Source organism: Agreia pratensis, from assembly GCF_900177685.1.
GTDB lineage: Bacteria > Actinomycetota > Actinomycetes > Actinomycetales > Microbacteriaceae > Agreia > Agreia pratensis.
In genome coordinates, this window is sequence record NZ_FXAY01000002.1 from 615,871 (window position 1) to 637,069 (window position 21,199).

Below are 21,199 nucleotides of genomic sequence, written 5' to 3' on the forward strand. Positions count from 1 at the left end.
GGGAAGGTCAGCCGCGGAACGCAGCCTCGCGGCGGCGCGCGGGATCGATGTCGCGACGCTGCCACGTGATCACATTGGCCGCGTCGAACCGCTTGGAGCACGTGCCGCACGCCAGGGTGCGGGCGGGCTTTCGATAGCGGAAGTGTTGGTGGCCGGCGGGGCAGACGCCCGCCCAGGGCGCCAACTCGTCGGCGACCGACCCGGTGTGCGTGCGCGAGCCCACATATCCGATGGATGCGGCGATGCGCTGCCACGACGGACCGTGCCCCGCGCGGTGACCTGCCATCGCGTGCGCGACCTCGTGCAGCAAGACCTGGTGGATCTCGTCGTCGTCGAATGTTGCGGCCAGGTAGCGCGAGACCGTGATGCGCTTGGTGGTGAAGCTGCAGAGGCCCGCGCGGGTCTTGGCGTTGTCGAAGCCGAACGACCAGACGCGGGGGTCGAGGTGCAGCGCAATCAGAGCGTCTGCCCAGACGCGTACCTTCGAAAGATCAGCCACGCAAAGACACTAACCCGAGCGTGCGACATCGCCGCCCGAGCGCGGGCGAACGTGTGATCGAGCGCTCAGGGTTCTAGCGCCCAGGCTCTGTGAGAAACGACTCGGTGACCGCCACGGCCACGAGCGAGCTCTCGAGCTGGTCGAGAGACGCGCCCATCTTCTCGTAGAGAAAGACCGTGGCTTTGAAGTCGACCAGAGCGGCCTCGTAGTCGCCCATGTCGAAGAGCACCTTGCCTCGGGTGAGCTGCGATGCTGCCTCGAGCGGACCCCACTCGTGCACCTTCGCCTCATCGACGCAGAGAGACAACTCAGAGAGGGCAGCCTGCAGTTTTCCCTGGTACTGCTGCACCTGGGCGCGGCGAATGCGGGCTCCGAGCAGCTGCTCCCGGTCTCCCGAGAAGCGGGTGTGTCTGACCGCCTCGTTCGCGACGGTCCACGCCTCGTCGAGTCGTCCGAGCAGGCGGTAGAGCCCGACCTTCTCATTGAGGGCCGAGAGGCTGCGCAGTTGGCCCAGCTCGCCGAGTCGTGCGGATGCCGCTTCGACGTCGATCTTCTCCCTGAGGTTGCGAGGGTCGTAGCCGGTGATGATGCTCACTAGGTCAGGTACTCCGTTGGTTGGCGCGCGGTGCTGCCGCGGTCGATGTTCTGAAGTCTCGCGGGCTGCGAACAACCCTATCCGGAGGTCGACGCGAGCGTGACTCGATACAGCGTGTCGTCCCCCGAACGGGGCTCTCCCCGACCGTCGGTGTTGTTGGTTATCAGCAACAGACTTCCATCGCCGGCTGAGTAGACGTCACGAATCCGTCCGAGTCGACCGGCGAAGTACTCCCGAGTCTCTGCTCCCTCTGTCGGATCGATCGTCCACAGCCTCTCGCCACCGAGGCCCGCCATGAAGACCGTGTCGCCGACCACCGCGATGCCGCTGGGGCTGGCGTCGTCGGTCGCCCATTGTGCGATCGGGGCGACGAAGCGGGCGTCGGCGGAATCGATTCCCTCGACATCGGGCCAACCGTAATTGGCCCCGGGTTCGATGATGTTCATCTCATCCCAGGTGTCCTGGCCGAATTCCGCGGCGAACATCGTGCCGTCGGCGCCCCAGGCGATCCCCTGCGGATTCCGGTGGCCGAGGCTGTAGACGGGCGAGTTCGCAAACGGATTGTCGGCTGGGACCGAACCCGCGGCATCCACCCGCAGTATCTTGCCGCCCAGATAGCCGACGTCTTGCGCTCGATCGCGTTGGTTGGCGTCACCCGTGGTGATGTAGAGCAAGCCGTCCGGCCCGAAGGCGAGCCGGCCCCCGTTGTGATTCGATGCCTTGGGCAGACCGGTGATCACTTCGGTGGCTGGCCCGAGCGAGAGAGATGCGCCGGTTCCCGTGAGCGGGAACGACACGACTCGGTTGTCGTCGGCGGTCGTGAAATAGGCGAAGAGCCGGCGCTCGGTGCCGTCGCCCTGAACCGCGAGGCCGAGCAGACCTCCCTCTCCGTTCGCCGCGACCCCGCCCACTCCGCCGATGGCGCGCTTCTGCCCCGCTGGGTCGATGAGCACGATCTGCGCGGAGTCGCGCTCCGAGATCAGGATGCCGTCGGCTCCGACGGGCGCGATCGACCATGGGGCGGCGAGGTCGTTGGCCAGCGCCGTGAGGTCACCGGTGGGCGAGTACGGGCCGACGAGCGGGTCTACCGCCTCTGTCGGAGTGGGGGAGGGCTCTGGCGTCGCAGCGACCGGAGGCGTCGCGGTCGTGACCGTGCGCTCGGGTCGTGGCGCTTCGCATCCGGCGAGCAGGAGCATCGCGACCGCCGTAGCGATCGATGCGGTGGCGGTGCGTCGGACGCTCATCGTGCTTCTCCTGTCTGATATCAGTTCAGGGCTTGAGCTGAAAGATGCTGCGCCCCGGGGGAGGCGACTTGACGGCGGTCTGATCGGTGACGACGGCCGCGCCGGCGATGAAGTTGCGCAGCTCTGCTCCGGCGACGACTTTGGATGCGACGGGGTCGCCTGCTACCAGCCGCGGCATGCGCTCGAACGGCAGAGGAGTGCTGGAGCCGAACAAGACCACGTTGCCGAACCGCTTGGCCTTCAACATCTGCGAATCGAGAACGATCGAGACGTGCTCGAAGACGCTCGACAGCGTGGCGGCCTGCCCTCGGGCGAAGGCGAGGCCGGCGCCGTCGGCGACGTTCACCGCGATCATGCCGTCGCTCGCCAGGAGGGTGCGGCCCAGTGTGTAGAACTCTGCGCTCGTGACGTGAGCCGGCGTGCGCGCGCCCGAGAAGACATCCACCACCAGCAGATCGACGTTGCCCACCAGCCCGGGTGGGAACGAGGCGAGCTGCTCTCGCGCATCGCCGTGCCGGATGCGGATCTGCGCGTCGCGGGGCAGGGGCAGCTCCCGGCGTACGAGATCGACCAGCTCGCTCTCGTACTCCACGACCTGCTGGCGTGAACCCGGGCGGGTCGCCGCGACGTAGCGGGGCAGAGTGAAGCCGCCGCCGCCCAGGTGCACGGCAGTGATCGCTTCGCCCTCGGGTCGCAGCAGATCGATGCCGTGGCCGATGCGACGCACGTACTCGAAGTTCAGGTGGGTCGGGTCGTCGATGTCGACGTGCGACTGGGGAGTGCCATCGACGACGAGCAGAAAGCTGCCGGGCGAGTACCGGTCGGACTCGATCTGGGCGTGGAAGCCGCTTTTCGAGAGCGTCGCCGATGGATGCCCGGGCTCGGCCCGATCGGCGCCTCGCGTTGATCTGCTCATGGCTCGATTATCGCCCTTCGACGAGCTCAGGGAACGGCGAAAGGTCGTTCGCCGAGCTTGTCGAAGCGAGGAAGAGGGCGGTTATACCGGAGATGTGGAAACTAATCAAGAAAAGCGGTGGACAGGCGCGTCGGATACGCATATAGTTGACCTTTGCGCTCCCAGTAAAACCATGCCCTCATATCGCGGTCGGCAGCCATGGTCTTACATCCCCGAACTTCTTGACAAATGTAGGTCGAAGCCGGGTGCGATCGCAAACGAAACATCCTTATTAGTCAACCGACAGTACTGAGACCCGACGGGGTCCACGGAGGTTATTTCCTTGGCTGCTGCGCGCAACGCAACCACCAACTCACCCAAGACCGGGAGAAACGCATCGCGTCTCTCGTTCGCGAAGATCACAGACACTCTGACGGTCCCGGATCTGCTCGCTCTGCAGACCGAGAGCTTCGACTGGCTCGTCGGCAACGACATCTGGAAAGAGCGCGTCGCCGAGGCGAAGAAGGCCGGTCGTCAAGACCTGGCCAACAACTCGGGACTCGAGGAGATCTTCGAAGAGATCTCCCCGATCGAGGACCTCGGCGAAACGATGCAGCTGAGCTTCACCGCTCCGTTCCTCGAGCCTGAGAAGTACACGATCGACGAGTGCAAGGAGCGCGGCAAGACCTACGCGGCTCCCCTCTACGTCGAGGCCGAGTTCATGAACCACCAGACCGGTGAGATCAAGACGCAGACCGTCTTCATGGGCGACTTCCCGCTCATGACCGAGCGCGGCACGTTCATCATCAACGGCACCGAGCGCGTCGTCGTCTCGCAGCTCGTGCGCAGCCCCGGTGTGTACTTCGAGCGCGCCCAGGAGAAGACGTCCGACAAGGACATCTACTCCTCGCGCATCATCCCGAGCCGTGGTGCATGGCTCGAGTTCGAGATCGACAAGCGCGACCAGGTCGGCGTTCGCATCGACCGCAAGCGCAAGCAGAGCGTCACCGTCTTCCTCAAGGCCCTCGGCCTCACAAGCGAAGAGATCCTCTCCGAGTTCAAGGGATACGCATCCATCGAGGCCACCCTCGAGAAGGACACGATCCTCACGAAAGAAGAGGCGCTGAAGGACATCTACCGCAAGCTGCGCCCGGGCGAGCAGGTCGCTGCCGAGGCTGCGCGTGCGCTGCTCGACAACTTCTACTTCAACTCGAAGCGCTACGACCTGGCGAAGGTCGGTCGGTACAAGATCAACCGCAAGCTCGGCATCGAGAGCGCGCTTAGCAACTCCGTGCTCACGGTCGAGGACATCATCGCCACGATCAAGTACCTGGTCGCTCTTCACGACAACCAGACCACGATCCCCGGCACCCGTGAGGGCAAGAAGGTCGACATCCGTCTCGACGTCGATGACATCGACCACTTCGGAAACCGTCGTATCCGCGCCGTCGGCGAGCTCATCCAGAACCAGGTCCGCACGGGTCTGTCTCGTATGGAGCGCGTCGTCCGCGAGCGTATGACCACTCAGGACATCGAGGCCATCACCCCGCAGACCCTGATCAACGTGCGCCCCGTCGTCGCCGCGATCAAGGAGTTCTTCGGAACCAGCCAGCTGTCGCAGTTCATGGACCAGAACAACCCCCTCGCGGGTCTGACGCACAAGCGTCGCCTCTCCGCGCTGGGCCCGGGTGGTCTGAGTCGTGAGCGTGCCGGTGTCGAGGTGCGAGACGTTCACCCGTCGCACTACGGCCGTATGTGCCCCATCGAGACCCCTGAAGGCCCGAACATCGGTCTGATCGGATCGCTCGCATCGTTCGCGCGCATCAACTCGTTCGGTTTCATCGAGACCCCGTACCGTCGCGTCGTCGACGGCGTGGTCACGGCGACCATCGACTACCTCACCGCCAGCGAAGAAGACGAGTACATCGTCGCCCAGGCCAACGCGCCGCTCACCGGCGAGGCCCGCTTCGCCGAGTCGCGCGTTCTCGCCCGCCGCAAGGGTGGAGAGGTCGACCTGTTCCCGGCCGAGGACATCGGCTACATGGACGTCTCGCCGCGCCAGATGGTGTCGGTCGCGACCAGCCTCATCCCCTTCCTCGAGCACGACGATGCGAACCGCGCCCTCATGGGTGCCAACATGCAGCGCCAGGCTGTTCCGCTGCTGCGCAGCGAGAGCCCGCTCGTGGGTACCGGTATGGAGGGCTACGCGGCTATCGACGCCGGCGACGTGGTCACCACGCTCAAGGCCGGTGTCGTCTCCGAGGTCTCTGCAGACGTCGTCACCATTCAGCTCGACGAGGGCGGAACGCAGGACTACTACCTGCGCAAGTTCGACCGCTCGAACCAGGGCACCAGCTACAACCACCGTGTGATCGTCGCCGAGGGCGAGCGGGTCGAGGTCGGCCAGGTTCTGGCCGATGGTCCCGCCACCGAGAACGGCGAGCTCGCGCTCGGAAAGAACCTGCTCGTGGCATTCATGCCGTGGGAGGGCTACAACTTCGAAGACGCGATGATCCTGAGCCAGAACCTGGTGAAAGACGACGTGCTCTCCTCGATCCACATCGAGGAGTACGAGGTCGACGCGCGCGACACCAAGCTGGGTAAAGAGGAGATCACCCGTGACCTCCCCAACGTCTCGCCTGAGCTGCTCGCAGACCTCGACGAGCGAGGCATCATCCGCATCGGTGCCGAGGTCCGCCCCGGCGACATCCTCGTCGGCAAGGTCACGCCCAAGGGCGAGACCGAGCTCAGTGCCGAGGAGCGCCTGCTGCGCGCCATCTTCAACGAGAAGAGCCGCGAGGTTCGCGACACCTCGCTGAAGGTTCCCCACGGTGAGCAGGGCACGATCATCGCCGTCAAGGAGTTCTCCGCCGAGAACGACGACGAGCTGGGCTCGGGCGTCAACCAGCGTGTTGTCGTCTACATCGCTCAGAAGCGCAAGATCACCGAGGGCGACAAGCTCGCAGGCCGTCACGGCAACAAGGGCGTCATCTCCAAGATCCTTCCGGTCGAAGACATGCCGTTCCTCGCCGACGGAACCCCCGTCGACATCGTGCTGAACCCGCTGGGAATCCCCGGTCGAATGAACTTCGGCCAGGTTCTCGAGACGCACCTCGGCTGGATCGCCAAGCAGGGCTGGGAGGTCGAAGGCAAGCCCAAGTGGGCTGCCGAGCTGCCCGAGCAGGCCCGCAAGGCCGCTCCGAACACGAAGGTCGCGACCCCCGTGTTCGACGGTGCGTTCGAGGAGGAGATCGCCGGTCTGCTCGATTCGACGACTCCGACCCGCGATGGCGACCGGCTCATCGGTTCCTCCGGAAAGGCCCGTCTCTTCGACGGCCGCTCCGGCGAGCCGTACCCCGAGCCCATCTCGGTCGGTTACATGTACATCCTGAAGCTGCACCACCTCGTCGACGACAAGATCCACGCGCGTTCGACGGGTCCGTACTCCATGATCACGCAGCAGCCGCTGGGTGGTAAGGCACAGTTCGGTGGACAGCGTTTCGGTGAGATGGAGGTCTGGGCTCTCGAGGCCTATGGAGCCGCGTACGCGCTCCAGGAACTCCTGACCATCAAGTCCGACGACATCCTCGGCCGCGTCAAGGTCTACGAGGCGATCGTCAAGGGCGAGAACATCCAGGAGCCCGGTATTCCCGAGAGCTTCAAGGTGCTCATCAAGGAGATGCAGTCGCTGTGTCTGAACGTCGAGGTCCTCTCGGCCGACGGAACAGCAGTGAGCCTGCGCGACACGGATGACGAGGTCTTCCGTGCAGCTGAAGAGCTCGGCATCAACATCTCCACCCGGTTCGAGTCGTCGTCCATCGACGACATTTGATCCGGCCTAGTTACTTAGCTGACGCAACCTTCAGGAGAAGAGAAAACATTGCTGGACGTTACAACATTTGACGAACTGCGAATCGGTCTTGCCACGGCAGACGACATTCGCAAGTGGTCACACGGTGAGGTAAAGAAGCCGGAGACGATCAACTACCGCACGCTGAAGCCTGAGAAGGACGGTCTCTTCGGAGAGCAGATCTTCGGGCCGAGCCGTGACTGGGAGTGTTCCTGCGGCAAGTACAAGCGGGTGCGATTCAAGGGAATCGTCTGCGAGCGCTGCGGCGTCGAGGTCACCAAGTCCTCGGTCCGTCGTGAGCGCATGGGCCACATCGAGCTCGCCGCCCCCGTCACCCACATCTGGTACTTCAAGGGCGTTCCGTCGCGCTTGGGCTACCTGCTCGACATGGCGCCGAAAGACCTCGAGAAGGTCATCTACTTCGCCGCCTACATGATCATCTCGGTCGACGAGGATGCTCGCCACGAAGACATGCCCGGCCTTGAGAACGAGCTCCGCCTCGAGATCAAGACCCTGTCCGACCAGCGTGACTCCACGATCGCGAACCGCCTCCAGCGGCTCGAGACCGATCTGGCAGCCCTCGAGGCCGAAGGCGCCAAGAGCGACCAGAAGCGTCGCACGAAGGACTCCGCCGAGAAGGAGATGGGACAGACCCGCAAGGCGTATGACGAGCAGATCGGTCAGCTCGAGCGCGTGTGGGAGGACTTCCGCAGCCTCAAGGTCGGCGAGCTCAAGCCCGAAGACGCCGTCTTCCACGAGCTCCAGGACCGCTATGGCCAGTACTTCAGCGCCTACATGGGTGCCGAGGCCATCAAGAAGCGCCTCGAGGCCTTCGACCTGGTGACCGAGGGTGAGAACCTTCACCTGCAGATCGCCGAGGGCAAGGGCCAGAAGAAGATCCGTGCCATCAAGCGCCTGCGCGTGGTGTCCTCCTTCCTCGCAACCGGCAACTCGCCGGCCGCCATGGTGCTCGATGTCGTTCCGGTGATCCCGCCGGAGCTGCGCCCGATGGTGCAGCTCGACGGTGGCCGCTTCGCAACAAGCGACCTGAACGACCTCTACCGTCGCGTCATCAACCGCAACAACCGTCTCCGCCGTCTGCTCGACCTCGGTGCTCCCGAGATCATCGTGAACAACGAGAAGCGCATGCTGCAGGAGGCCGTCGACGCCCTGTTCGACAACGGTCGTCGTGGACGCCCCGTCACCGGTACCGGCAACCGCGCCCTCAAGTCCCTGAGCGACATGCTCAAGGGTAAGCAGGGTCGTTTCCGCCAGAACCTGCTCGGAAAGCGCGTCGACTACTCCGGTCGTTCGGTCATCATCGTCGGTCCGCAGCTGAAGCTGCACCAGTGTGGTCTGCCCAAGCAGATGGCTCTGGAGCTCTTCAAGCCGTTCGTGATCAAGCGCCTGATCGATCTGAGCCACGCTCAGAACATCAAGGCCGCGAAGCGCATGGTCGAGCGCAGCCGTCCGCAGGTCTGGGACGTGCTCGAGGAGATCATCCGCGAGCGTCCCGTGCTGCTGAACCGCGCACCCACCCTGCACCGACTGGGCATCCAGGCTTTCGAGCCCCAGCTCGTCGAGGGCAAGGCGATCCAGCTTCACCCGCTGGTGTGTGCCGCGTTCAACGCCGACTTCGATGGCGACCAGATGGCCGTGCACCTTCCGCTGAGTGTCGAGGCCCAGGCCGAGGCGCGCATCCTGATGCTCGCGTCGAACAACATCCTGAAGCCGTCCGACGGCCGCCCGGTGACCCTGCCCACACAGGACATGATCATCGGTCTGCACCACCTCACCACGGTGAAAGAGGGAGCAACCGGCGAAGGCCGTGCGTTCTCCTCGGTCGCCGAGGCGATCCTGGCGCACGACCAGAAGTCGCTCGACCTCAACGCACCCGTGAAGATCCGTCTGCACGACGTGCACTTCGGCGAGAACGAGGGCCCGGCCGACTACGTCGACGGTCCCGTCATCGTCGAGACCACGCTGGGTCGCGCCCTCTTCAACGAGGCGCTGCCGGCCGACTACCCGTACATCCAGGCCGTGGCCGACAAGGGCCAGCTCTCGGAGATCGTCAACGACCTCGCCGAGCGCTACCCCAAGGTCGAGGTCGCTGCATCGCTCGACCGCATCAAGGACGCCGGCTTCTACTGGGCCAGCCGTTCGGGTGTGACCGTTGCGCTCTCCGACATCCTGACTCCGCCGAACAAGCGCGAGATCGTTCAGGGCTACGAGAAGCAGGCCGCCAAGGTTCAGGGCCAGTTCGAGAAGGGTCTCACGACCGACCTCGAGCGTCGCCAGGAGCTCATCCAGATCTGGACCAAGGCAACCGAAGAGGTCGCGCAGGCCATGCGCGACAACTTCCCGAAGGACAACACCATCAACCGCATGGTGACCTCCGGTGCTCGTGGTAACTGGCTGCAGGTGCGCAACATCGCCGGTATGCGAGGCCTCGTGAACAACCCGAAGGGTGAGATCATCCCTCGCCCGATCATCTCGAGCTACCGCGAAGGACTCTCGGTCGCCGAGTACTTCATCGCGACGCACGGTGCCCGTAAGGGTCTGGCCGACACGGCCCTCCGTACGGCCGACTCGGGTTACCTCACGCGTCGTCTCGTCGACGTCTCACAAGACGTCATCATCCGTGAAGACGACTGTGGCACCACCAAGGGTCTCGATCTCCCGATCGCGATCGAGGGTGCCGACGGCAAGTGGACCAAGGACCCGAACGTCGAGAACTCGGTGTTCGCCCGGTCGCTCGCGGCCGATGCAGTCGACGCCAAGGGCACTGTCGTGGCCGAGGCCGGAGACGACGTCGGAGACGTTCTGATCGACAAGCTGGTTGCGGCCGGAGTCAACATCATCAAGGTGCGCTCCGTTCTCACGTGTGAGTCGGCCGTCGGTGTGTGTGCTGCCTGCTACGGTCGCTCGCTCGCCACGGGTCTGCTCGTCGACATCGGTGAGGCCGTCGGTATCATCGCGGCCCAGTCGATCGGTGAGCCCGGAACCCAGCTGACGATGCGTACCTTCCACACCGGTGGATCGGCATCTGCAGATGACATCACGCAGGGTCTGCCCCGTGTGCAGGAGCTGTTCGAGGCTCGTACCCCCAAGGGTGCGTCCCCGATCGCCGAAGCCGCAGGCCGCGTGCACATCGAAGACACCGATCGCAGCCGCAAGGTCATCCTCACGCCCGACAACGGCGACGAGCCGATCGCCTACCCGGTGCTGAAGCGTTCGACGCTTCTCATCGAAGACGGTCAGCACGTCGAGCTCGGACAGCAGATCATCATCGGTGCCGTCGACCCGAAGGAGGTTCTGCGCGTCAAGGGTGTCCGCGAAGTGCAGAAGCACCTCGTGGGCGGCGTCCAGGGCGTCTACCGCTCGCAGGGTGTTCCGATTCACGACAAGCACATCGAGGTCATCGTTCGTCAGATGCTCCGCAAGGTGACTGTCGTCGAGCACGGTGACACCGACCTGCTGCCGGGCGAGCTCGTCGACCGGGCGCGTTACAACACGCTCAACCGCGAGGCGCTCACCCAGGGCAAGAAGACGGCATCCGCTCGTCAGGAGGTCATGGGTATCACCAAGGCGTCCCTCGCGACCGAGTCGTGGCTGTCGGCCGCGTCGTTCCAGGAGACCACGCGTGTTCTCACGCAGGCCGCCATGGAGGGCAAGTCCGACCCGCTGATGGGTCTGAAGGAGAACGTCATCATCGGAAAGCTCATCCCCGCCGGAACGGGACTGCCGCGTTACCGCGACGTCGCCGTCGAGGCGACCGATGAGGCGAAGGCGGAGCGTTACCCGAACCGCATCTTCACCGATGACGCATCGTTCTCAGAGGCCGACCTGTCGTTCGTCGACTTCGACAGCTTCTCGAGCGATGACTACACCCCGGGAACCTACAACTAAGTAGTTCTCGCACTGAAAGAGCCCCTCACCGTTCGCGGTGAGGGGCTCTACTCGCGTTAGGCGACCCGCCAGGCGACCGGATGCGGTCCGGCGGCCGCGAGGGACGGCATCCGCTCGACGATGGCCGGGTCGGATCCGGCGAGAAGCACGATATTGCCCGCCTCTCGCCCGTCGAGCAGAGCGGAGGGGCCGATCATCGCGACACGAGGGAACACCGCCGACATTGCCGCGATCTGGGCCTCGCTGCGAGCGAGATCGGCGTCGTCTGCCACGTTCACGAGCACGGTGCCGCCTGGCGCCAGAATGCTGTGCACGGCCGTGAAGAAGGCCGGCGTCACGAGATGGGCAGGGGTCTCGAGGCCCGAGTACACGTCGCAGACCACGACGTCGGCCCGCGCTCTCCAGTGCGAACCGACAGCTGCGAGCGTCTCGAGGGCATCGAGAGCATCGCTCTCGATCAGGTCGACCGCGGCGGATCGCGGCAAGGGAGCCTCCTCGAGCACGAAGGGCACGAGCCCTCTCTCGCCCTCCACCGCGAGTTGGCGAGACCCAGGTCTCGTCTCGGCGACATAGCGGGCGAGCGTGAGCGCCCCGGCGCCCAGATGCAGCACGGTGATCGGCTCCGCCGCTCGGGCTGCCAGATCGATGGCCGTTCCCATGCGCCTCATGTAGTCGTAGAACAGATGACGTGGATCGCGCAGAGAGACGTGCGATTGGGGCACGGAGTCGAGGCTAAGGGTCAGCGCCCCGGCGACGAATGGATCGGGTGTCAGCCTGGCGACGGTCTTCGACGGGAGAACTCTTTCAACGGCCTCTGACACAGCACGAGCATAAGCCGTCGGCGCCGGGAACGGGGGCGAGCTATACCGTAATAAACTGGGCCGAGACAGGCGACGACGACCGTCGACGGCAGGCGGGAGTTCAGGTGGGTGCTGGAGTGATGCGCGTCGAATGGGATGCGCCGGTGACGCTCCATATCTACCCCGATGTCATCGACCCGAAAGCAAGCCAGCTTCGTCGGTCCGCCGACGGGGCGGTGCAGCTGTTGCTGGGGGCCGACGTGTCCGTGCTGGTCCGGCTGCAGAATGCGGGAGCGCCGGTTTCTGCGCACATCGGCCAGGTCGTTATGGGCGTTACCGCTATAGAGCTCGACGACGCGGTCGACATCGACGACGACACCGTCCTGCACGCGGGCTCGATCGTCGCCGCAGATGACGCGTCTGTGCAGCCGCTGACCCGTACCGGCAACGATGTCGACGACACGATCATCGGTCAGCCGGCCATCGCGGGGGCAGCTGGCAGCCATGCCGACGTAGACGAGCAGACGATCCTGGGGCAGCCGGCGCCGCTGGCCGACGTGATCGATGACCCGGATGCTTCCGCCGATACGGTCATCGGCCCGGGTCGCTCCCGTCCAGAGTCTCGACCAGCGCCGTCCGCTCAGGTCTCCACGCCGGCCGCGGTCAGTGCGCCTCTTCTGCCACCCGCACTGCCGGCTATCCCCGCCAGCGCGCACGTGAATGCCGGGGCTTCCCCGACCGCCAGCCGACGAACGCGAATCGAGCCGACCCGCGCATCCGATGCCTCCGGCACCTTCGCCGTGGCTTTTCCCGACGGGCGCACGGTCGCGCTCGACCGTGCCGTCTACGTCGGCCGAGCCCCGAAGAGCCCGCGCATCACATCTGGAGTGGTGCCCGAACTCGTGGCTGTACCCTCGCCGCGACGCGAGGTCAGTTCGACCCATGTCGAGATTCAGCAGGAAGGTCGTGCCGTCGTGGTGCGCGACCTCGGGTCGACGAACGGCACCAGGGTGCGCGCCCCGGGCGCAGCCCCGTCGCTGCTCAGCCCCGGAGCGAGCCGCGTGGTCGCCACCGGAACGCTGCTCGACCTTGGCGACGACGTCGTGCTCGAGATCGTCGAGCGACCGAGCGCGCTGCCGGCCCAGGGCGGGTCGTGGTGAGCGCCGCCGCCTCGACCGTGGGCGCCAGCACCGTCGCGCTTCCCGACGGCGGCGGCCAGCTCGCGCTCTCGTGGGCGGCCCAGACGAACACGGGGCTGAAACGCTCGGGCAACCAGGACAGCTACCTTGCCGCGGCACCCGTGTTCGCGGTGGCCGACGGCATGGGAGGACATGCGGCCGGCGACGAGGCGAGCGCCGCGGTCGTCGCACGACTGGCCGAATACATCTCGGGTGACTTCGCGTCGACCGACGAGATCGCCCAGGCGCTCCGTCACGCGAGCGACGACATCGGAGAGATCGCCGGCAGCCACGATCGAGCCGGCTCAGGCACGACCGTCACCGGTATCGCTCTCACCATTCAGGGGCAGCGACCGTATTGGGCCGTCTTCAATATCGGCGACTCCCGGGTGTATTCGCTCCTCGACGGTGTTCTGACCCAGCTGACCGTCGACCACTCTGCCGTTCAGGCGATGGTCGACGCGGGCAGCATCACCGCTGTCGAGGCGGAGTCGCACCCGAACCGGAACATCATCACGCGAGCTGTGGGCTTCGGCAAGAACCCTGTTCCCGATCTCTGGTTCATCCCCGTCGCGGAGGGCTCCAGGCTCTTGATCTGCTCCGACGGATTGACGAAAGAAGTCGACGCCGACCTCATCCGTCTCCTCCTGTCTGAGGCCATCGACGCCGACGACGCAGCCGGTCTGCTGCTGGAGGCCGCGCTCGCGGCGGGCGGGCGTGACAATGTGACCACCGTCGTCGTCGAGGTCGTCAGAAGCGACGAAGCAGCCGACGCCGACGCGACTCTTCCTCGCTTCGACTGAGTCGTGTCACCCTGATTGGGGGCACTCCGTCAGGCGTTCGGAGTACACGATGCCGGTGATGGTCTATGTACAGTGGAGGGACGGCTTTCGGGGGACAGTCAAGAGGTTCTCGCCCCGCCCCACGTACCCGTCTCGAAAGAGGAACGCCCATGGCTCGCAGGCTGCCGTCACAGCCGCCGGTTCTCGCGGGCTACACGCATCTGCGCGCGCTGGGCAAAGGTGGTTTCGCCGACGTCTTCCTCTATGAGCAGGCACTGCCCCGAGCCGACGTCGCCGTCAAAGTCCTTCTACCGGGCGTGGCCAGCAACAGTGTGCGCGCGATGTTCCTCTCCGAAGCCAACCTGATGTCGCAACTCGCGACGCATCCATCGGTCGTCACGGTGCACGCCGCGAGCATCGCTCCCGACGGCCGTCCCTACCTCGTGATGGAATACTGTCCTTCATCTTTCGGCACGAGGTACAAGACCGAACGCATCCCCCTGGCCGAGGTCCTGACCGCTGGCGTCAAGATCGGCAGTGCGCTCGAGAGCGCCCACAGGCTCGGCTTTCTGCATCGCGACATCAAGCCGTCGAACATCCTCATCACGAAGTACAACCACCCCGTGCTCGCAGACTTCGGCATCGCGGCCACCGTTGCAGAGGCCGATCGCGATGAGGCCGAGGGCATGAGTGTGCCCTGGTCGGCGCCCGAGGTGCTGCAGTCCGAGACACGGGGAACGGTGCGCAGCGAGGTCTGGTCGCTGGCCGCCACCCTCTATTCCATGCTCGCCGGTCGCAGTCCCTTCGAGTATCCGGGTAAGACCAACACCCGCGACGACCTTCAGCGCCGCATCGTCGGCCGCGATCGTGTGCCACCCACGGGCCGGCCGGATGTTCCGGCCGAGCTCGAGACGCTCCTCGCGTCGTGCATGTCGAAGAACCCCGCAGCCCGGCCCGCGAGCGTGCTCGAGGTCGTTCGCGGTCTGCAGCTGATCGAGTCGACCCTCTCGCTGCCGCAGACATCGGCCGACATCTCCGATGAGGCGTTCCCCAGCCAGACACAGCGAGCGGCGGCAGCAGCACCGCTCACGAGAGCGGCGCAGGGCGGCATCTCGGTGCGCGGTCGCGGCGAAGCCCGCGCGCGGCACCGCGGGCGCCAGGGCGACACGTCGCGTGACTCGACCGATTCCAGCGTCACCGTCATCAGACAGGCGACAACCGCCAGGGCGAAGCCATTGCGCAGGCCCGGAGTGATCGTCGCGGTCGTCGGCAGTGCGGTGGTGCTCGTGGCTGCGATCGTCGCCGCGGTCGTGCTCGTCTTGGGCGCTCTCAACACGTCGATCCCAGTCGTCAGTGACATCCGCGCCAGCGCCGGAGCCGATTCCATCGTCTTCTCCTGGCGCGATCCGGGGCTCGCAGACGGTGACCTCTACGTGATTCGCTCTGCAGACGGCTCGGCGTCCACTCAGTCGGCCAACGAATTTACGGTCCAGGCAGATCCTCTCGTTCCCGACTGCATCACCGTCCGCGTCTTGCGAGACGGCCGACTCGGCGAACCGTCGGCCCAGAAGTGCGCTTCGGCTGGAGACGGCGGATGATCTTTCGCTGGCTCCGTGCGCACGCCTCCCAGGCGATCTCCACGGCGAGTGTGCTCGTGGTCACCGCTGTCGTACTGGCGATCGCGCTCGTGTCGACGGGCTACACCGAGCAGAAACTCGAACTCGACGACGCGTCGGTCTGGGTGACGAACGGCGCGCGTCAGGTGGTGGGGCGCGCGAACACCGATGTCTTCGAGCTCAACACGGTGGTGACGAGCGAAGGCAGTGACATCGACGTGCTGCAGCGGGGCGACACCGTGCTCGCCCACAACCACACGAGCAACACGCTCCAGGTCATCGATCCCGCGTCTTCGCAGGTCACCTCGACTATTCCGCTCCCGGCGGGAGACCCCGACGTGATGCTGGCCGACGGCCAGATCGTCATCCATTCTGGAGCCACGGGCGAGGTGTGGGCGGTGCGCCAGGCCAATCTCGATTCGTTCGACGAGTCGGCGCAGCCGCTGCTGAGCCTCGATGCGGGCAGCGTCGTGGCCGTCGACGAGTCCGGCACGCTGGTGGGCTTCGATCGTCAGTCGCAACGACTCGTGACAGCGGATCTCTCGTCGGGTGCCGAGCCCAGCTCCGAGCCCGTCACAGGTCTCGATGTGCAAGACACCGACGAGCTTCAGATCGCGCGCACCGGGGGTGTCACATCTGTTCTCGATGCCACCAGCCGGCAGATGGTGGTCGGCGGAAGACAGATAGACCTGTCCGACCGCGTCACCTCGTCTGCCGACCTTCGACTCGCCGCGTCGAGCACTGAGGGCGGGGCACTGCTGCTTGCCCACACGGGCGGGTTGCTCGGAATCGACACCTCGTCGGGTGCCGTCGAGCAATTGGTGGATGCTGCCGCCGGCAAGCCGACACAGCCGCTGGTCGACGACGGTTGTTCGTATGCGGCGTGGGCCGATGGCTCGACGTGGCAGCGCTGCGGGTCGTCGGATGCCGTGCGCGGCCAGCTGGCCGGTGTCGCGGCCGACGACGACCTGGCGTTTCGCAGCAACGGACGATACGTCGTTCTCAACGAACGCGGCGCTGGCCGGGTGTGGGCTGTGCAGCACGAGAACAGGCTCATCGACAACTGGGACCAGCTGATCGACAAGGACGATGATCCGCAGCAGGACGACGAGATCGACGACGATACGCCGCCCGAGCTCGTAAAGGATCAGCAGCCGCCCGTGGCGACCCCCGACGATTTGGGGGCCAGACCCGGTGTGTCGAGCATCCTTCCCGTGCTGCTCAATGATTACGACCCGAACGGCGATGTTCTCTCGATCACGGCGACCTCCGAGATCGATCCCTCGATCGGGCGAGTCGACCTCGTCAGCACGGCTCAACAACTCCAGGTCACCCTGACGCCGCAGGCATCCGGAACGTTCTCGTTCGACTACACCATCTCGGACGGACGGGGCGGCACGGCGTCGAGCACGGTCACCGTCACGGTGCGTACGCCCGGCGAGAACTCGGCCCCCGTTCAGGCGAGGACCACGAGGGCGACCGTGGCCGCCGGGGGAGCTTTCACCGCACACGTGCTCGGTGACTGGTATGACCCCGACGGCGACCCGATGTATCTGGAGGATGCGCAGGCGGGTGAGCCCGACCGTGTGTCTTTCTCGCCCGGTGGCGAACTCGACTTCCGTGACGGAGGCACTGCGGCGGCCGAGAAGGATATCGGGCTGCAGGTATCCGACTTCACCCTCTCGGGCACCGGTCAGGTGAAGGTCGCCGTCCTCGATCCCGGCACCGTTCCGATCCTCACCGATGGATTCCTCGTGCAGGGCTACACAGGCCAGGAACTGCAGATCTCGCCGCTGGAGCATGTGCGCGGAGGAACGGGAGCCATCCGCCTCAGCAACGTCGCCGATTATCCCGAGACGAAGATCACGCCGAACTATTCCAAGGGAACGTTCCGCTTTCAGGCGCAGAACGCCGGAGTGCACTATCTGTCGTACTCGGTGACGGACGCGGCGCAGCAAACGGCTACCGGCATCATCCGTGTCGACATCGCTGCTGCACCGGATGCCTCGACCAAGCCGATCACCGTTCCGACGGTCGCGTTCCTCTACCAGCAGCAGACGGACACCGTCGACGTGCTCGCCTCCGATATCGACCCCGCCGGTGGCGTTCTGAGCATTGCGGGCGTGGCCGGCGTGCCGTCTTCATCCGGTGTGGTCGTCGAGGTCATAGAACATCGCATCCTGCGCGTTCGCCTGAACAACCCTCTCGACGCTCCCGTCACTTTCACCTACACGGCGACGAACGGCTTCTCGAGCTCAGATGGCACCGTCACGATCTACCAAGTGCCCGAGCCGAAGAGACTGCAGGCGCCTGTCGCGGTGCCCGACAGCGTCTCGGTGCGCGTGGGTCAGGTCATCGACATTCCCGTGGTGGCCAACGACGAGCATCCGAATCGCAAGCCGCTCGTGCTCGATCCCGACCTCGTGCAGAACGTACCGTCTGGCGGCGGTCTGCTCTTCGTCTCCGGCAATCGCCTGCGCTATCTGGCACCCGACGAGCCGGGCGACTACACGGCCATCTACCGGCTGGACACGACGGCCGACGTGCAGTTCGATACAGCGCAGGTGACGATCGCGGTCAGAGAGGCAGACGCCGCGACCAACACGGCCCCGGTGCCGCCGACCCTGTCGGGCCGCGTTCTCGCGGGTGACAGTGTGACGATTCCGGTGCCCCTGGGTGACATGGATGCCGATGGCGATTCGGTGAGACTGGTGGGTGCCGCGTCGAATCCCTCGCAGGGCAGCGTGACGGTCGCCGGTGACGGATTGACCTACACGGCGGGTGCCGCGTCACAAGGAACCGACACCTTCTCGTACGAGGTGGTCGACAGCCTCGGGGCCCGCGCGACGGGTACCGTGCGGGTAGGCATCAGCCCGAGTTTCGACACTGCGAGCCTTCCTGTCGCGGTCGACGACGTCGTCGTCACGACCCCGGGCACCGCCATCACCGTGCGTGTGCTGGAGAACGACTCGGACCCGAACGCGAGCCCGCTCAAGGTCGTCGGCGCGGAGTCCGCTGTCGCCACCGTCGACGTGCCCAAATCGGCCGACCGCATAACGTTCCACGCGCCGGAAAACGAGGGCGACTATGCGGTGCTGTACACGATCCAGAACGACGGCGGGCAACAGGCCTCCGCCTGGCTTCGTGTTCGTGTCGATGCCAAGGCGCCGCCCGTGCGGCCCGAAGCCGACGACACGGTGCTGAACCTGACCGACATCCAGGGCCGTGACAACGTCACCGTCGACGTGATGCGCAAGGTCTTCTACGCCGAAGGAGACGTCGGCTCGCTCACCCTGTCGTTGGTGCCGGGATACGACACGACGGCATCCGTGATGCCGAACAACCGGGTGCGCGTCGCCGTGCAGCAGAAGGGCCAGATCATTCCGTTCGTCGTCTCAAGAGCCGACGACGCCAGCGTGAGTGCCTCCGCATTCATCTGGGTGCCCGGTCTCGAGGATGCTCTGCCCGAGCTGCGAACAACGGCCAAGCCCCTGCAGGTGCTGAGCGGCGACACCCTGTCGATCAACATCAACGACTACGTGGTCGCCGCAGGCGGCAGACAGGTTCGTCTGACCGATGAGGCCACGGTCAAGGCCAGTAATGCCGATGGAACGAACCTCGTGGTCGACCCGCGTACTCTGCGATTCACGAGTCGCGACGGGTATTGGGGCCCAGCATCGCTGTCGTTCGAGGTGACCGACGGGTCCGGGCCCGATGATCCCAACGGGCACAAGGCCGTGATCGTGCTCGCGATCACCGTCACTCCTCGAGACAACCAGCCTCCGGTCTTCTCTGGCGCGCAGCTAGGGCTGCAGCCGGGAGACGACCGTGTGATCGAGCTCCGTGACCTCACGAAGTACCCGTATCCGGCCGACATGGATCAGCTCGTCTACGAGCTGAACTCTCAGCCTGGCTCAGGGTTCTCGGCGTCGCTGTCGGGCACGCAACTCACGGTCGCTGCTGCCGCGGACGCCAAGGTGGGCAGCGGGTCCGAGCTCACCGTGGGCGTGCGCGACGCGAAGAACGAGGGCAAAGCCGGGATCGTCAGAGTCTCGGTGGTCACCTCGACTCGTCCGCTCGTGAGCCCGGGGGCCGACAGCCTCACCATCCGACGAGGTGAGACGGCGAGCATTCCCGTGCTCGAGAATGACTCGGCCACCAACCCGTTCCCCGACAAGCCCTTGACGGTCGTGGCGGTGCAGGGCGCCGTCCCGGCCGGTGTGCAGGTCACCCCGAGTGCTGACAAGAGCACGCTGTCTGTCGCGGTGTCGCCTCAGGTCGACCTCAAGGCCACGGGACAGGTGACGATGCAGTACCAGGTCGACGACGCGACGAAGGACCCGACGCGCGCCACCTGGGGAACGGTCACGATCACGATCGTCGACGTGCCAGATCAGCCGGTGGCGCCGGTGGTCTCGGGAGCAGGGTTCGTCAACGGGCAGCTCAGCGTGTCGGCAGCGCCCCTTCCGTACCCCAATGGAGCCCCGATCACGTCGTTCATCATCCGCAGCGACGACAACGGCGGATACTCGAAAGACTGCGGAGCTTCGGCGACCTGCCTGCTCACCGATCTGCAGGCGGGAAAGAACTACACGTTCTACTCGATCGCCGTCAACCAGTACGGCCAATCGGCCCCGAGCGCCCGCAGCGTTCCGATGCGCAGCGACTACATTCCCGCGCCACCGCAGCAGGTCACGATCGCCCGCGAGGCCGCCGACCAGGGGCAGTCGAACGAGGGTTACGTCGTCGTGTCGTGGAAGCCCATCGCCGACCCGAGTCCGGGCAGTGCGGTGCAGCGTGTTCGGGTGCAGATCGGGGGCTCGACGATCGACGTCGACAGGTCGGCCACCTCTCTTCGGTACAAGGGAGTTCCCGGCACCGAGTACACGGCGGAGGTGTGGGCGGAGAACGGCGCCGACGCTCTCTACCCGGGTCAGATCCCCTGGAACAGATCGAACTCGGGCACGGTCACTGCTGCTGGTCGCCCTTCTGCGACGGCGGTCACGGCAACGATCGTCGACGACGCCGGATCGGTGCGGGTCGACTGGTCGGCATTCGGCGCCAACGGTGGATCGGGCGTGAGCTACTCCGTGGCGCGCTACTCGGCGACAGCATCCGTGCCGAGCTGTGGCCAGGCATCCGGTTCGCCCAACGTCTCGCCGGGCGTCGTCGTACCCTCGGCCGCGGGCGATGTCGGCTCGCGCTTCGTGTACGTGGTCTACGCCGACAACGGTTGGGGTTGCTCGTCGGCGCAGACCGGCAGCGTTCGAGTGCTGATTCCTCCGGCTCCGCCGACGGTGACCCTGAAATACCAGCAGCCGGTCGCCGGTCGCTACGGTGTCGCTGTCGACCAGGCGACGCCGGTGAAACTGCCGAATACCGCCGATTCCGAGTACACCATCCAGGTGTCGGGGGGCGGGGCGGTCTCGGCCGGATCACCTCTCACGGGGCCGGGCCCATGGACGTTCACGTCGTGCATTTCGAGCGACGGGACCACCCGATGTAGCGAGGCCGCGCCGCCCACAAGCGCTCTGACCCCTGTGAACGCGAATGCGACCGTCGTGTCGTGCGTGGCCGGAAGCGCAGTGTCTGCGACGCTCGAGAGCCCCGGCTCCGTCTCCTGGACCTTCCAGTACTCCTTCAGATCGTCGCTCGGCGGCATCCCCGGATTCTGGTCAGCCTGGTCGGACGACGCCACGGCACCGGCGCTGAGCGGCCTGGCAGACTCCCAAGAGGTGGTCGTTCGCACGATCGGCAATGGGGGAGACTTTACGAGCGGTACAGACCAGAACGAACTGCGCCAGCGCGGCAGCGGCAAGGTGTGCGGCTGA

The 21,199-nt window shown here is 65.6% G+C and carries 11 protein-coding genes; 6 read left to right on the forward strand and 5 right to left on the reverse strand.

The features are described from left to right. Positions 1–7 precede the first annotated feature (7 nt). The 4 genes from B9Y86_RS08310 to B9Y86_RS08325 all read right to left on the reverse strand — a co-directional run bounded on the left by B9Y86_RS08310 (position 8) and on the right by B9Y86_RS08325 (position 3,254). Positions 8–499: a SprT-like domain-containing protein gene (locus tag B9Y86_RS08310; protein ID WP_085484832.1), complete on the reverse strand. Its 492-nt coding sequence runs from the start codon at positions 497–499 to the stop codon at positions 8–10. Between the two features lie 73 nt (positions 500–572). Further along, the gene (locus B9Y86_RS08315; protein WP_244894685.1) at positions 573–1,094 is read right to left on the reverse strand and encodes a hypothetical protein; all 522 of its coding nucleotides are present in this window, start codon (positions 1,092–1,094) and stop codon (positions 573–575) included. A 77-nt stretch (positions 1,095–1,171) separates the two neighbouring features. Then, entirely contained in the window at positions 1,172–2,338 is a 1,167-nt protein-coding gene (locus tag B9Y86_RS08320) for a PQQ-dependent sugar dehydrogenase (RefSeq protein WP_085484834.1), read from the reverse strand. A gap of 25 nt (positions 2,339–2,363) precedes the next feature. Further along, positions 2,364–3,254: a spermidine synthase gene (locus B9Y86_RS08325; protein ID WP_085484836.1), complete on the reverse strand. Its 891-nt coding sequence runs from the start codon at positions 3,252–3,254 to the stop codon at positions 2,364–2,366. Between the two features lie 322 nt (positions 3,255–3,576). Between B9Y86_RS08325 and rpoB the strand changes: the two genes are divergently transcribed. Both rpoB and B9Y86_RS08335 read left to right on the forward strand, forming a co-directional pair. Further along, positions 3,577–7,065, forward strand: a complete 3,489-nt coding sequence (gene rpoB, locus B9Y86_RS08330; protein ID WP_085484838.1) for a DNA-directed RNA polymerase subunit beta — start codon at positions 3,577–3,579, stop codon at positions 7,063–7,065. A 48-nt stretch (positions 7,066–7,113) separates the two neighbouring features. After that, positions 7,114–10,992, forward strand: coding sequence for a DNA-directed RNA polymerase subunit beta' (locus B9Y86_RS08335; protein ID WP_085484840.1), 3,879 nt, complete (start codon positions 7,114–7,116; stop codon positions 10,990–10,992). A 56-nt stretch (positions 10,993–11,048) separates the two neighbouring features. On the opposite strand, the gene B9Y86_RS08340 is transcribed toward B9Y86_RS08335, so the two are convergent. Beyond that, complete coding sequence (locus B9Y86_RS08340) at positions 11,049–11,813, reverse strand: spermidine synthase (protein ID WP_176223303.1); 765 nt, start codon at positions 11,811–11,813, stop codon at positions 11,049–11,051. Positions 11,814–11,932: 119 nt separating this feature from the next. On the opposite strand from B9Y86_RS08340, the gene B9Y86_RS08345 reads away from it, so the two are divergent. The 4 genes from B9Y86_RS08345 (at position 11,933) to B9Y86_RS08360 (ending at position 21,199) form a co-directional block, all read left to right on the forward strand. Continuing rightward, positions 11,933–12,952, forward strand: coding sequence for an FHA domain-containing protein (locus B9Y86_RS08345; RefSeq protein WP_244894699.1), 1,020 nt, complete (start codon positions 11,933–11,935; stop codon positions 12,950–12,952). Then, positions 12,949–13,773: a PP2C family protein-serine/threonine phosphatase gene (locus tag B9Y86_RS08350; RefSeq protein WP_085485366.1), complete on the forward strand. Its 825-nt coding sequence runs from the start codon at positions 12,949–12,951 to the stop codon at positions 13,771–13,773. The genes B9Y86_RS08345 and B9Y86_RS08350 overlap by 4 nt, the downstream gene beginning before the upstream one ends. 149 nt (positions 13,774–13,922) lie before the next feature. After that, positions 13,923–15,350, forward strand: coding sequence for a serine/threonine-protein kinase (locus B9Y86_RS08355; RefSeq protein ID WP_085484846.1), 1,428 nt, complete (start codon positions 13,923–13,925; stop codon positions 15,348–15,350). Then, positions 15,347–21,199 carry an Ig-like domain-containing protein gene (locus B9Y86_RS08360; RefSeq protein ID WP_085484848.1) on the forward strand — a complete coding sequence of 1,951 codons (5,853 nt, stop codon included), beginning with the start codon at positions 15,347–15,349 and terminating at the stop codon, positions 21,197–21,199. Before B9Y86_RS08355 ends, B9Y86_RS08360 begins: the two co-directional genes overlap by 4 nt.

Bases quoted from the DNA above. Each gene is read 5' to 3' on its own strand.
- B9Y86_RS08345 (WP_244894699.1), top strand. From the start codon at position 11,933: ATGCGCGTCGAATGGGATGCGCCGGTGACGCTCCATATCTACCCCGAT.
- B9Y86_RS08325 (WP_085484836.1), bottom strand. From the start codon at position 3,254: ATGAGCAGATCAACGCGAGGCGCCGATCGGGCCGAGCCCGGGCATCCA.
- B9Y86_RS08360 (WP_085484848.1), top strand. From the start codon at position 15,347: ATGATCTTTCGCTGGCTCCGTGCGCACGCCTCCCAGGCGATCTCCACG.
- B9Y86_RS08355 (WP_085484846.1), top strand. From the start codon at position 13,923: ATGGCTCGCAGGCTGCCGTCACAGCCGCCGGTTCTCGCGGGCTACACG.
- B9Y86_RS08320 (WP_085484834.1), bottom strand. From the start codon at position 2,338: ATGAGCGTCCGACGCACCGCCACCGCATCGATCGCTACGGCGGTCGCG.